The sequence below is a fragment of the Rhodopseudomonas palustris genome (assembly GCF_034479375.1).
In the GTDB taxonomy this organism is placed as follows: domain Bacteria; phylum Pseudomonadota; class Alphaproteobacteria; order Rhizobiales; family Xanthobacteraceae; genus Rhodopseudomonas; species Rhodopseudomonas palustris_M.
The window spans coordinates 3100293-3114006 of sequence record NZ_CP140155.1 but is presented as its reverse complement, the minus strand read 5'-3'; the positions used below and the strand labels follow the sequence as shown (position 1 = coordinate 3114006).

The 13714-nt window shown below is 62.2% G+C and carries 13 protein-coding genes; 11 read left to right on the top strand and 2 right to left on the bottom strand.

Annotated elements, in window-relative coordinates:
• The first annotated feature begins 34 nt into the window (after positions 1-34).
• The 3 genes from SR870_RS14100 (at position 35) to SR870_RS14090 (ending at position 2946) form a co-directional block, all read left to right on the top strand.
• A complete protein-coding gene (locus SR870_RS14100) occupies positions 35-1573 on the top strand; it encodes a sugar ABC transporter ATP-binding protein (RefSeq protein WP_322514177.1) in 1539 nt (512 codons plus the stop codon).
• A complete protein-coding gene (locus SR870_RS14095) occupies positions 1560-2597 on the top strand; it encodes an ABC transporter permease (protein ID WP_416221084.1) in 1038 nt (345 codons plus the stop codon). The genes SR870_RS14100 and SR870_RS14095 overlap by 14 nt, the downstream gene beginning before the upstream one ends.
• 136 nt (positions 2598-2733) lie before the next feature.
• Positions 2734-2946 carry a tautomerase family protein gene (locus tag SR870_RS14090; RefSeq protein WP_307421576.1) on the top strand — a complete coding sequence of 71 codons (213 nt, stop codon included), beginning with the start codon at positions 2734-2736 and terminating at the stop codon, positions 2944-2946.
• A 1081-nt stretch (positions 2947-4027) separates the two neighbouring features.
• On the opposite strand, the gene SR870_RS14085 is transcribed toward SR870_RS14090, so the two are convergent.
• Complete coding sequence (locus SR870_RS14085; RefSeq protein ID WP_322514176.1) at positions 4028-4345, bottom strand: hypothetical protein; 318 nt, start codon at positions 4343-4345, stop codon at positions 4028-4030.
• Between the two features lie 156 nt (positions 4346-4501).
• A complete protein-coding gene (locus tag SR870_RS14080) occupies positions 4502-4969 on the bottom strand; it encodes an Lrp/AsnC family transcriptional regulator (protein WP_322514175.1) in 468 nt (155 codons plus the stop codon).
• Positions 4970-5185: 216 nt separating this feature from the next.
• Between SR870_RS14080 and SR870_RS14075 the strand changes: the two genes are divergently transcribed.
• From SR870_RS14075 to SR870_RS14040, 8 genes are all read left to right on the top strand, one after another.
• Positions 5186-6403 (top strand): PLP-dependent cysteine synthase family protein, encoded by a 1218-nt coding sequence (locus SR870_RS14075; RefSeq protein WP_322514174.1) that lies wholly within the window; start codon positions 5186-5188, stop codon positions 6401-6403.
• A 40-nt stretch (positions 6404-6443) separates the two neighbouring features.
• Positions 6444-7613 carry a M20 aminoacylase family protein gene (locus tag SR870_RS14070; protein WP_322514173.1) on the top strand — a complete coding sequence of 390 codons (1170 nt, stop codon included), beginning with the start codon at positions 6444-6446 and terminating at the stop codon, positions 7611-7613.
• Between the two features lie 202 nt (positions 7614-7815).
• A complete protein-coding gene (locus SR870_RS14065; protein ID WP_322514172.1) occupies positions 7816-8679 on the top strand; it encodes a VOC family protein in 864 nt (287 codons plus the stop codon).
• A gap of 63 nt (positions 8680-8742) precedes the next feature.
• Positions 8743-9756, top strand: a complete 1014-nt coding sequence (locus SR870_RS14060; protein ID WP_322514171.1) for a quinone oxidoreductase family protein — start codon at positions 8743-8745, stop codon at positions 9754-9756.
• Positions 9753-10190, top strand: coding sequence for a PaaI family thioesterase (locus tag SR870_RS14055; protein ID WP_322514170.1), 438 nt, complete (start codon positions 9753-9755; stop codon positions 10188-10190). Before SR870_RS14060 ends, SR870_RS14055 begins: the two co-directional genes overlap by 4 nt.
• A 76-nt stretch (positions 10191-10266) precedes the next feature.
• Positions 10267-11871, top strand: a complete 1605-nt coding sequence (locus SR870_RS14050; RefSeq protein ID WP_322514169.1) for an ABC transporter substrate-binding protein — start codon at positions 10267-10269, stop codon at positions 11869-11871.
• A gap of 19 nt (positions 11872-11890) precedes the next feature.
• Positions 11891-12859 carry an ABC transporter permease gene (locus SR870_RS14045; RefSeq protein ID WP_322514168.1) on the top strand — a complete coding sequence of 323 codons (969 nt, stop codon included), beginning with the start codon at positions 11891-11893 and terminating at the stop codon, positions 12857-12859.
• A 2-nt stretch (positions 12860-12861) separates the two neighbouring features.
• Positions 12862-13713, top strand: coding sequence for an ABC transporter permease (locus SR870_RS14040; RefSeq protein ID WP_322514167.1), 852 nt, complete (start codon positions 12862-12864; stop codon positions 13711-13713).
• The last annotated feature ends 1 nt before the right edge of the window (position 13714 follow it).

Below are 13714 nucleotides of genomic sequence, written 5' to 3'. Positions count from 1 at the left end.
GGCTCGGCTTCGGTTGAACCGGCACCGATTGGTGATGATCGTGAGTGTCTCGGGCGAATCGCTTCTGGTCGAGATGTCGGGAATCTCCAAGGAGTTTCCCGGCGTCAAAGCCCTGTCCGCCGTCGATTTCCAGCTCAAACGTGGCGAAGTCCATGTGCTGTTCGGCGAAAACGGCGCAGGCAAATCGACGCTCATATCCATCCTGTCCGGTGTGTATCGCCCGACATCCGGCACCTTGCGCGTGGCCGGCGAGGCGGTGCACTTCCGATCGGTGCAGGACGCGCGCAAGGCCGGCATCGGCACCGTGTTTCAGGAGCTTTCGCTGGTGCCGACGCTCACCGTGTTCGAGAACGTGCACCTCGGAGAGGAACTGATGCGCGGGCCGCTGGTCGACCGCAAGGCGATGGAGCGCACCACACGCGAGCTGATCGACACGCTCGGCTTCGATATCGACGTCCGCCAGCCGGTGTCGCGGTTGTCACGCGCGCAGCAGCAGATGGTCGAGATCGCCAAGGCGCTCCACGCCAAGGCGCGCGTGCTGATCCTGGACGAGCCGACCGCCTCGCTGACGGAGCGCGAGACCGAGCGGCTTTTCGAATTCATCCGGCAAGCGCGGCAGCGCGGCGTCGGCATCATCTATATCTCGCACCGCATCCAGGAATTCGCCAAGATCGCAGATCGCATCACCGTGCTGCGCGACGGCAAGCTGATCGCCACCGTCGATCAGCCGTTCACGTCGGAAGACGCGCTCGTTACCCTGATGATGGGCCGCGCGATCGACAAGGTCTATCCGCATATTGGCCGCCAGCCGGATGGCGAGACCGTGCTGTCGCTCCGCGGCATTCGCGCCGTCGGCGTCAACGGGGTCGATATCGATGTGCGGGCCGGCGAAGTGCTCGGCGTCGCCGGCTTGGTCGGCTCGGGCAAATCGCGGGTGTGGCGGAGTATCCTCGGCCTGCAGCCGCTGGAGCGCGGAACCGTCGCCTTGTTCGGCGATGACGTCAGCGGCCTGCCGACGCGGGAACTGCTGCGCCGCGGCGTGTTTTATCTGTCGCCGGATCGCAAGTCCGAAGGCCTCGTGCTGTCGGCGTCGTCGCGCGACAATCTCCGCCTCGATCTGCTCGATCGCAGCGACCTTTCCGGGCCGCTTGGTCTGCGATCGCCGCGCCGCATGCGTGCTGCCGCGGATGCGATCGGCGCGCGCGTCGATCTCGCGCCGCGTTCGCTGCCGAAGATGGTGGCGGCGCTGTCCGGCGGCAATCAGCAGAAGGTGCTGTTCGGCAAGGGGCTCGCCCGGGACCGTCGCCTCTACATCTTCGACGAGCCGACCATCGGCGTCGACATGGGCACGCGCAGCCAGCTCTATCTGCTGATCCGCGATCTCGCCGAGGCCGGCAAAGCCGTGGTGATCATCTCGTCCGATCTGCCGGAGGTGATGCATCTGGCTCATCGGCTGCTGGTCTTTTCCAACGGCAGGATTTCGGCCGAACTCGAGGGAGACGACCTCGTCGAGGACGTCGTGCTTCGGCATTTCTTCACGGATTCGAGGGAGCCCATCGATGAGTGCGCCTGACGCAGTGGATAGCGCCTCCGCTGCGACGCCCGGCCTATCCGCGATCAACGCCGTGAAGACTCTGTTTCTCAAGGTCGGCGTGCTGCCGTTTTTCCTGGCTGCCGCGCTGATCGTGTTCTCGCTAGTCTCAGGCAATTTCCTGACCGTCAGTAATCTGACGAATGTGGCACGGCAGTCGGTCTATCTGATCCTGGTGTCGCTCGGGCAGATGGTGGTGCTGATCACCGGCGGCTTCGATCTTGCGGTCGGCACCACCATCGCGCTCACCTCGGTGGTCAGCGCCCTCGCCATGGTTGCGTTGGCGGCGATGATGCCCGGCCACGAGTGGGCTGTGATCATGCTCGGCAGCCTCGCCGGCATCGGTGCCGCGCTGGTGATCGGCTGCGTCAACGGCGTCGGCATAGCGCAGTTCAGCGTGTCTCCATTCATCATGACGCTCGGCGTGCAATCGGTCGGCGCCGGGCTGGCGCTGTATCTGACCGGAGGCGTGCCGGTGTCGCGCCTACCGCTCGACTTCGGTAACATTTTCGGCTTCGGGCGTATCGTCGGCGTGCCGGTCCCGGTCGTCGTCGCGCTGACAGCCATTGCGGCGACCTGGGTGATGATGAATCGGACCCGGCTCGGCACGCAGATCTGCGCGGTGGGCGGCAACATCAAAGCCGCGCATCTATCGGCGATCAACACCAAGAAGGTGTTGTTCCTGGCCTATGTGTTCAGTGCGGTGCTCGCCTCGCTCGCGGGTTTGTTGCTCACGGCGCGCGTTGAGTCTGGAGAAACCAATCTCGGCGGCTCGATGGCGCTGGAATCGATTGCAGCCTGTGTCATCGCCGGCGTGTCGCTGCGTGGCGGAATCGGTCGCGTCGAGAATGTCGTGCTCGGTGCGTTCTTCATCGCGCTCGTTCAGAACGGGATGAACATTGCCCAGATCGGCTCCTACCTGCAAATGGTTCTACTCGGTGGGCTGCTGATCCTAGCCGTGGTCATCGATCAATTGCGCTATCGCATGCTGATCGGCTCGACATGAGCGGGGCTCGCTTTAGCATTTGTGGTGACCGCAACCTCCGCCTTCGGGCCGGCCTGATCGAGCTCGCTATCCTATTTTGTGCGATCCTGTCGACTAACGCTCGTTAACAGAAATCCATGAACCTCTTGGAGCAGACATGCCTTTCATTCGTGTAGACTGGTTTCCCGGCCGGACCCTCGAACAGAAGCGCGAGCTTGCGGAGGTTCTGACCCGCGAATTCGCGCGGATCGCAAAATGCAAGCCGGAAACGATCAATTTCATCTTCACGGAAGTTTCGCGGGAGGATTGGGGCCGCAACGGCAAGCTGTTCTGCGACGCCTACGAATATGAGAATGATCAAAAGGCATGACGTGCGGTCACAGCTAAAGGCGTGTAACGCATCTCGTCGTATACTACACGGCCAGATACCCTGCGCTACCTGAGATCAGTCGTAGCGGCTGCTTGAGCGACCATACAGATAGAGTGCTCCAACTCGAAGGGACCATCTGTCCTTGCGACCAATGTTTAGCGCGGGGTAGTTTTGCTCTGGTGCCTTGCTGTGGAAAAGTTCTCATCCAACGCTTGCACTAGTCGGGTGCTCGGCTGTCGATGCGTTGTCCGGTGAACTGTTGCAAATTCATCATCGAGAGTTTTGAGATCACGATCAAGCACCCCAAGTTCCACCCGGGCCAGGGCGACCCGGGGTGGGGCTCCGCGGCTCAAGGAGGACAAGTATGAGCCGCATGGATTAGAGGCGGACTAGAACCGTGCAAAGTTCGAGTCTTTACTGCCGCAGATCTATTGCTGCAGGATGTCTGCTATGGGCCATCAGCGGTCATCACCACCAACGTAAGCCTCATCCGCGAAGGGCTATAAGTGACGCCCACCTTCCCTGGGCACTTGTGGGTCGAAGCCGCCAACGCAGCGTTGACAAGGAAACAAGCTCAGGTAGTTCGTCAGCGCGGCTTCTGCCCCAAAAACGGCAGCCTTGTCGATCCGCCTGATATGCAGTAAGTGCTTGTATCCGCGGCGTCCTTGGGGCCTAATCTGGCCCCCAGGATCAGGGGAATGGCGACGCTTGACACGGCAATCGCCGAGGGCGGGACTAAGGATGCGCATTTCTGGTCTGTGGTGGGCGAATTGCCGACATAGGCATCATAATCCTGGGGTCGGGGGTTCGAGTCCCTCTCCCGCTACCATCTTTCCCCACACTCCCCGGACCTTGTTCGGAAATGCTTGTTCCCCGAGCAACGTGTTCAACCGCCCGGCAATTTCGACCATCACCCCGCCTAGTCGTGTCGGGTCCCGGAAAACCGTAACTGTCTCCACAAGTTCTCTGATCGCTTCAGAAGCCTCAGAATCTCCCGAATTGACTCCTTGGGACAAGGCATCCCGCAGGGTGGCGAGCTGCCGTTCATAGCGCCAACACAGCCGGGTGCAGTGCCACCGGTTCACTCGTCGCCGCCTCGCCCCTTGGCTATCGCATCGACCAGCCGATCGATCTCGCGATTGAGTTCGCCAAGCCGTGTTTCGAGATGCGCCCGTTTGGCGTTCGCTTTGGCTGAAAGACGCTTCCGCTCTTCGTGATAGGTCCGCACGTATTCTGCGATCACATTTGGATGCCGCATCTCAGCTTCCAATCCGGCAAGCACGGCGCTTTCCACGGTTTTGAGATAGAACGTCTTTGCGTCCTGGCAGGTGCCACTCTCCGTGGCCGCGGAACAGCGAATTCGAACGCGCTGCGACTTATCCTTGCCGTTGGTGGACATTCCTGCGCCGCACGCGCCACAGCGGAGCAGACCCGACAGCATGTGACGAGGTCGCCGCTGCTGGTTGGGGTGCGTATGGCCACGCGCCTGTCGCGAGTTACTGCATCGTCGTTAAGCTCTGCCGTGCACGGCAGAGCCGATCACAACGCGTTTGCCTCAGCGTCCGATCGGAAGTGGCCGGCCGTCGATGATGGCTTCCATCGAAAAGTACGACGTGACGGTTTCCAACTCGGTCTTGTTGATGATGGTTTGATACACCTTGTCGTAATTGCTCATGTCGCGGGCGGCGATCTTCAGCATGTAATCGAAATCGCCGCTGATCCGATAGAACGCGACGATTTCGGAGATCGATTCGATCTGCGCGCGGAAACGCTTGAGCCATTCGGCGGAATGCCGCCGGGTTCGAACCATCACGAAGACAGTCATCGGCACACCGACGGCTTCCTGTGAGACGCGTGCGCCGTAACCGGTGATCGCGCCGCTCGCCTCGAGCGCCTTCAGGCGCCGCCAGAATGCATTCTGCGACAGACCGACTTCCTCCGCGAGCTCGCGTTGCGAACGCGAAGAGTCAGCTTGCATGGCGGCGAGAATACGAAGATCGATTTGATCGATTTTGTGGGTCATTATTGGGTCAAATACACCAGATTGAGTCTGCTAGATGGTAAAATAAGTGAACATTCTTGCCATTTCAATCACTAATCTCACCCCCATGATGGCCGCCGCAGCAAGCGACGCAGCGACCTCAGGGCGATGATCGAGGCGTACCTCGTCTCGCCGATGCAGACGTCAGGCGTTCGCGCCTGTCTCGCTGTTCCGAAGGCGCTTGGGGTGCGTGGACTGATGACGATTGTTCAAGTTGCGACGGCGCGAAATCTTCCCGCGGAGCCCAAGCGGGTCTTGGGTCTGTTCGGCGGTGAGATCGCCGAGCAGGAGTGGGTGAGAAACGCTGTCGACATTCTCGAAGCGGATGCCAGGCGCTCGGCCGACACGCATCTCTTCAAGCTGCGCTTTCCCGGCCTCGACGGCATCGACGTCTATTTCAAGGACGAGAGCACGCATCCGACCGGCAGCCTGAAGCATCGCATGGCGCGGTCGCTGATCATGTTCGGACTGTGCAATGGTTTGATCGGACCGGGGACCGCTCTGGTGGAGGCGTCATCGGGGTCGACGGCCGTATCGGAAGCATACTTCGCCGAACTGCTCGGCTTGCCTTTTATCGCCGTGGTGCCGCGTTCAACGTCGCGCCAGAAGGTCACGGCGATCGAACGGTTCGGCGGCCGATGCCACTTTGTCGACAGGTCGTCGGAGGTTTACGGCGCGGCCCAGATGATCGCCGCCGATCTCGGTGGTCTGTATCTCGACCAGTTCACCTATGCCGAGCGCGCGATCGACTGGCGCACTGGAAATATCGCCGAGAGCATCTTCAAGCAGATGGCCGGCGAGCGTCACCCGGTGCCCGAATGGATCGTGATGAGCACCGGCACGGGCGGCACTTCTGCGACGATCGGCCGCTACATTCGATTCAGCAGACATAAGACGCGGCTCTGCGGAGTCGACGTCGAGAACTCCTGCTTCTTCGAAGCCTATAAGGCGCGCAGCCGCACCGCCAATTGCGTCCGTGGCTCGCGCATCGAGGGCGTCGGACGTCCGCGCGTCGAGCCGTCCTTCGTGCCGTCCGTGATCGATCAGATGATGCGAGTCCCCGATGCCGCATCGATCGCTGCGACGCGGGTGCTGACGTCTCGACTGTCGCATCGGGTCGGCGGATCGACCGGCGCCAACTTCATCGGATTGTGCTGGTGCGCGGCCGCGATGTTGCGTGAGGGGCTTTCTGGATCGCTGGTGACTGTTCTCTGCGACGACGGCGAACGCTATTCGGACACGTACTACAACGACGACTGGTTGAAAGAGCAGGACATCGTCATTGCGCCCTATGTCGCGGCGATCGAGCGGTTTCTCGACTCCGGCGTGTTCGAGATGCCGGCTGATGGCGCGGGATTTGAATGTGCAAGCCGGCCGACCCCACGCGCGCGCGATGCGAGTAAAGACGGCGTGTGAATTTGACCTTGCTGTAATTGGCGAACCTCAGGAACCTCGAATGCCGATTGAGAACTGGACCGCGCGCTACCTGGACGAACTCAAGGAGTTTCGTCACGATCTGCATCGCAACCCCGAGCTGCTGTACGACGTGCATCGCACCGCCCAGCGGGTCGCAGCGCGGTTGCGCGAAGCCGGCGTCGACGAGGTGCACGAAGGCATCGGCGGAACGGGCGTCGTCGGAATCATTTACGGCCAATCGCGTAGTTCCGGCCGGATGATCGGGCTGCGCGCCGATATGGATGCTTTACCCATTCTCGAGGCAACTGGCGCGGAATGGGCCTCGCAAGTCCCCGGCAAGATGCACGCATGCGGCCACGACGGCCACACCACCATGCTGTTGGGTGCGGCGCTTGGCCTCGTCGAGAGCCGGGCCTTCGACGGCGGCGTCGCGCTGATCTTCCAGCCCGCCGAAGAAGGCGGTGCGGGCGCCAAGGCCATGCTCGATGACGGCCTGCTGCAGCGCTTTCCGATCCAGGAATTCTACGGGATGCACAACCGCCCGGGACTTCCCTTGGGGTCGTTTGCGACGGGCCCTGGGCCGCAAATGGGTTCGGTCGACGAAATCATCATCTCGATCGAAGGTCGCGGCGGCCACGCCGCTCAGCCGCATGCCACGGTCGATCCGGTGGTCGTTGCCGCGGCGTTGATTCAGGCGACTCAGGCGATCGTCGCGCGCAATCTCGATCCACTGCAATCCGCGGTTATTTCGATCACACAGATGACCGCCGGTGACGCGTTCAACGTCATTCCTCAAACGGTGACATTGCGCGGCACGGTTCGCACGCTGGACGAGCCGACCCGCGACATGGTCGAGAAGCGGCTGCGCGAACTCACCGAGAGTATTTCGACAGGATTCGGCGCTGTCGGTACGCTGTCTTATCTGCGGCACTACCCGGTGATGAGAAATTCCGAAGTCGGCGTCGACCGCGCGGTCGCGGCGGCCGGAGAAGTGGCCGGCGCCGCGCACGTCGACGCCGCAATGGCTCCGACGCTGGGCGGCGAGGACTTCGCGTTCATGCTGAACGAGCGGCCTGGCGCGATGATCATGATCGGTAACGGCGATAGCGCCCCGCTGCATCATCCGCGCTTCGATTTCAACGACGACGTCATCCCGTGGGGCTGTTCGTATTGGACCGCCTTGGTCCGCCAGCGCATGCCGTTGGTCTGAACGCGGTGCATCGAAGAACGGACATTCTGAAAAATGCAGCGCGCAGAGATCGTCCACCTCGGAACGCCGACAAATTTGGAGAACAGCTTCCGCGGATTTTTGCGATACCTCGGCGGCCTCCGTTCCTTGGGTAGGAACGAGTCGATGACAACCGAACAAGAATGACTGCCGCATCACCCAGCCAACAAAAAAAGGAAGTCGAATGACTGACGTAGAGGATGGTCATCCGCGCAGACTGCCCGCCGAGCTCGATCATGTCATCGTGCTCGTTCACGGTGAGCTCGATCAAGCAGCTGCGGCCTACCAGGCACTCGGCTTCTATCTGACACCGCGTGGTCACCATTCGCTGGGGTCGTCCAACAATCTCGCGATCTTCAACAATAACTATCTCGAGCTGCTTGGCTACGAGCCCGGAAAGAAACAGCAGCGCCCCGAACAGTGGCACGATCCAAAAGGACTGTCCGGCATCGTCTGGCGCTGCCCCGATCCGGCCCGCGCGCAACTCAATGCGTCGCACGCCGGCGTGACCGCCGAAACGCCGCTCGATTTCGTCAGGCCGGTCGAGACCGGTGCGGGAACGTTCGACGCAGCATTCACGGTGCTGCATTTGCCGAAGCTCGGTTTCGACTACGGGCGGACCTTCTTCTGTCACCATAAAACGCCCGAGCTGGTGTGGCGTCCGGAATGGCAGACGCATCCGAACGGCGTGCAGAACATCTCCGAGTTCGTTCTCTGCGGCGACGATCCGCGTTCTGCGCTCGGTCTGTTCGAGCGGATGTTCGGCCCGGGGCTGCTGAAGGAGATTCCTGGCGGTTACGGCTTCGACGCCGCCGAAGCGCGCGTAGTCGCACTGACGCGCGAGGCTGCAGCGCAGCGCTACGGAGCCGATGCGCCGCTTCCCGAACCGGGCAAGACGCAGATGATCGGGCTCGGCTTCAAGACCGCGTCGATCGCGCAAGCACAGGCGGCATTGCAGGCGGGCGGCGTGCCGTTCACCGCAACTGATGGCCGCTTGCGCGTCGGGCCGTCGTCCAGCTTCGGCGTGGTCATCGAGTTCTCTGAATAATCCAAGCCACCGCCTCCGGCGCGCTAGAGCGCCGCAACAGACAAAACCAAAAAGGAGAAATGAATGCGTGCAGTGCTGCTTCGTGACCACGGCGGTCTCGACCAGATGGCTCATGTCGAGGATTACGCCACTCCGGAGCCCGGCGAAGGCGACGTGCTGATCAAGGTCAAGGCGACGTCCTACAATTATCACGACATCTTCACGCGCCGCGGGATGCCCGGCATCCGCATTCCAATGCCTATCATCATGGGAATCGACATCGCCGGCGAAGTCGCTGCGCTCGGCGCGGGTGTCGAAGGCTGGAAGGTCGGCGACCGCGTGTTGATCGATCCGATCAACCGGGTCGAAGGCGGTTTGATGGGCGAAACGCGCAATGGCGGCCTTGCCGAATACTGCGTCACGCGTGCGCACCAGCTGATCGCGCTGCCCGACGATATCTCGTTCGAGCAGGCGTCGTGCCTGCCGGTGGCGTACGGCACCGCGCTGCGGATGATGACCACCATCGGCCATGTCTCGGCGGGCGAGAAGGTTCTGATCCTCGGCGCGTCCGGCGGCGTCGGCATCTGCTGCGTGCAACTCGCCAAGGCGGCGGGCGCCTATGTGATCGCCTGTGCTGGATCGGCGGAGAAGGGCGAGCGCCTTATGGAGATCGGCGCCGACGAGGTCATTCTCTACAACGAAGTCGACTTCATGCAGGAGTGCCGCGCCCGCCACGGCAAGCCGCGAGCCGGCAAGGCCTCGAAAGGGTCGGGGGTCGACATGGTTGTCAACTTCACAGGCGGCGACAGCTGGGTGCCTTCGCTGAAGTGCCTTCGGAAAGGTGGCCGGCTGGTGACTTGCGGCGCTACCGCGGGGTTCGATCCGACCGAGGACATCCGCTTCATCTGGACCTTCGAACTGCAGATTCTCGGTTCGAACGGCTGGGAGCGCGAGGACATTCTCAAGCTGTTCGAGCTCATCCGCGCCGGCAAGATGAAGGCCGTCATCGATCGCACGTTTCCGCTCGAGGGCGCGATCGAGGCGATGGGCATTCTCGAAGACCGCAAGGTGCTCGGCAAGCTCGTGGTGACCCCATGAGCACCGCCGCGGCGAAGACGCTCGGCGTTGCCGAGCTGCAGGTGATGGCCGACCGCGCGCCTTTCATTGCGTTCTGCCAGTTGAAGGTGACGGAGGCCGATATCGAGCAGCAGGTGCTGACGATGGAGGCGCCGTTCCGGCCCGAATTCGAGCGTGGGCCGGGCACCAAGCAATGGCATGGCGGACCGCTGGCCTCGATCATCGACACCGTCGGCGATTTTGCGATCGCGATGCTGGTCGGCGGAGGCATCCCGACGATCAATTTTCGGGTCGATTATCTGCGCCCCGCCGTCGACACCAAGCTCGTCGCCAAAGCGACGGTGCGCCGCGTCGGCCGCACGGTGGGCGTCGCCGACATCGATCTGTTCAACGACAAGGGTGTCCTGGTCGCGATCGGCCGCGGATCCTACGCGATCCCCGCGTCGGCCAGCTGATCTTCACACCATCCCCGCCGAGCGCTGATCGGCGGCCAACTGACAACGTCCAACAGTTCGGGATCGGAGATTCGAGATGACTAGCCACATCAACAGACGAGTGTTTCTGGGCACGTCCGCCCTTGCGGCGATCGCCGCCGGAACGTCGCTTGGGTTTCCATCTGCACTCGCGCAGGGGACGCCGAAGAAGGGCGGCGTGCTGATAGCGACCTGGGGTGGCTTCGAGCCGCAGGCCGTGTTCGTTCCCGGCGGCGGCGGCTCCAGCCCGCTGATCAGCTCGACCAAGATCCTGGAGCCGCTGCTGCGCCAGGACAGCCAGGCCGGCTTCCTTCCCGTGCTGGCCACCGAGGTCAAGCCTTCGGCCGATTTCAAGTCGTACGACATCGTCCTCCGCAAAGGCGTGACGTGGCACGACGGCAAGCCGTTCACCGCAGACGACGTGGTCTTCAGCATCGAAAAATACTGGCTGCAGACGATCGCCAAGGCGGCGCTGAAGAATTTATCCGGGGCCGAGGTGACCGAAGGCGGGGTGCGCGTGAGCTTCAAAGAGCCGACGCCGGAGTTCTTCTTCAAGTCGGTGCTGGCGACCTCGCTGGTCATTCCGAAGCACGTCTACGACGGCTCGGAGATCGTTACCAACCCGGCCAATAACGCGCCGATCGGAACCGGTCCGTTCAAGTTCAAGCAGTGGGTGCGCGGCAGCCATATCGAATATGCCGCCAACCACAAATATTGGGATGCGGGAAAGCCCTATCTCAACGGGCTGGTGATGCGCTACTGGCGCGACGCCGCATCGCGCACCGCGGCCTTGGAAGCCGACGAACTGCAGCTCGGCATCTTCAACCCGATCCCGACCCCGGACATCGACCGGCTGTCCAAGTCCGGTAAGTTCGTCGCATCGACCGACGGCTATCTCGGCGCCGCCTGGGCTTCGACCATCGAATTCAACAGCCGCCGCGATGTCGTCAAGGACCCGGCCGTGCGGCGCGCACTACTCACCGCCATCGACCGGGCGACCATCTCGGACGTTGTGTATTTCGGCCGCGCCAAGCCCGGCACGTCCTTCGTCAGCTCGACAAACCCGAAATTCTACAATCCGAACCTGCCGCGATACGAGTTCGACGCGAAGAAAGCCGCCAAGATGCTCGACGATGCCGGCTACCCGAAGAAGGGCAAGTCGCGCTTCAAGGTTCACTTGCTTGCGGCCGGCTGGTTCGAGGAGAACGGCAAGGTCGGCCAGTTCGTGAAGCAGAATCTGGAAGACATCGGCGTCGAAGTGACGCTCACCGTGCCCGACCGCGCGACTTCGCTGAAGCAGATCTACGGCGATTACGATTACGACATCGCGCTGTCGAACTACGCGGCGCGGGTCGAGCTGGTTCCCCAGCAGACCGACTACCTCAGCACGAGCGGGATTGTGAAGGGCGCGGCTTTCCGCAACGCCACCGGCTATTCCAATCCCGAAGTCGACGACATCGTCGCCAAGATGTCGGTGGAGTCCGACGAAGCCAAGCGGAAGGACTTGGCCTTCAAATTGCAAGAGATTGCAGCGCGAGATCTGCCGATCACCGTTCTGGTCGAACTGATCCCGACGACGATGATGTCGAAGAAGGTCAAGGGCGTCGGCAATCGCGCCGATATTTCGGCGGACAGCCTGTCGGACGCTTGGCTCGACGTCTAATCCCAGAGGAGATGAAGTGATGAAACGCTCGATCGTGCGACGACTGTTTCAGATCATCTCGCTGATCATCGGCGTCATCGTGATGAACTTTACGCTCATCCAGATGGCGCCGGGATCGCTGCTCGATATCATGACGTCCGAGCAGCAGGTCACCGACCCGGCGACGTTGCAGCATCTCAAGCAGCTGTACGGCCTCGATCAACCGGCGATCGTGCAGCTGCTGCGCTACACCTGGTCGGTGTTCAGCTTCGACCTCGGCTATTCGTATCGCCAGAACGCGCCGGTGTTCGACATCATCATTGCGCAGCTGCCCTCGACGCTACTGCTGATGCTGACGTCGCTCGGGGTGGCGGTGACACTCGGAATGATCGCCGGCGTCATCGCGTCGGTGAAGGTCAACACGGCCTGGGACGTGGTGATCTCGCTGGCCGCGGTGTTTTTCTTCGCCGCGCCGACGTTCTGGCTCGGGATCATGCTGATCATCTTCTTCGCCGTGCATCTCGATTGGCTGCCGGTCGGCGGCATGACGACAATCGGTGGGCAGTTCGGGCCGGCCGGCCATGTGCTCGACGTGATCCGCCACCTCATCCTGCCAGCGCTGTCGCTCGGCCTGTTCTACGCCGCGATCTACACCCGGGTGATGCGGGCCTCGATGCTCGAGGTGTTCTCGCTCGACTTCGTTCGAACCGCGCGCGCCAAGGGCCTCAGCAAGACCCGCGTGATCCTGGCCCACGTCTTCCGCAACGCGCTGCTGCCGGTCGTCACGCTGTTCGGCCTGCAGCTCGGGACCGTGCTCGGCGGCTCGGTGGTGATCGAGGCGGTGTTCTCCTGGCCGGGCATCGGCAGCCTGATGCTCGACAGCGTGATGAGCCGCAATTACCCAGTCGTGCTGGGCGTCTTCGTTCTGTCGGCGGTCGTCGTCGCCGTCGCCAATCTGCTGGTCGATCTTGCCTACTACCGGCTTGATCCGCGAATCCGGAGCCGATGAACATGAAAGATCGATCCGCTTTTGCCGAGTTCGCCGTGCGTTTCGCCCGCAACCGCGGCGCGCTGCTCGGAATCATCATCCTCGTCGTGGTGTTGGCGCTCGCTCTCGCCGCGCCCTGGCTGATCGAACAGAGTCCGCTGCGCATCGTTTCGCGGCCGGAGGTATGGCCGTTCACCAATCCGCGCTTCCCGCTCGGAACCGACTCGATTGGCCGCAACATTCTCGCGATGGTGGCCTACGGTGCTCGCACGACGCTGATGATCGGCATCGTCGCGGCCCTGACCGCGACCGTCATCGGCGTCGTCATCGGAGCCGCCGCGGCATGGTTCGGCGGCTGGATCGACGAGATCCTGACCCGGATCACCGAACTGTTTCAAACGGTCCCGAACATCCTGCTGATCATGACCGTCGTCGCGATCCTGGGACAGACCATCGACAACATCACGATGGCGATCGGCGTCACGATGTGGCCCGGCATCGCCCGGCTGACGCGGGCCGAATTCCTGACGCTGAAGAACCGCGAATTCGTGTTGGCGTGCCGTTCGATGGGCATGAGCAACATCAGGATCATGGCGGGCGAAATCCTGCCCAATGCGATCCCGCCGGTTATCGTGCTCGCCTCGGTGATCATCGGCAGCTCGATCCTGTTCGAGAGCGCGATCTCGTTTCTCGGTCTCGGCGATCCCAACGTCGCGAGCTGGGGCGCGCTGATCGGCGATGGCCGCACGCTGATCCGCCGCTCCTGGTACATCTGCGCGATCCCCGGCGTTGCGATCATGCTCACGGTGCTGGCGATGAACCTGATCGGCGATGGTCTGAACGACGCGCTCAATCCCAAGCTGAGGGACCGCTGAG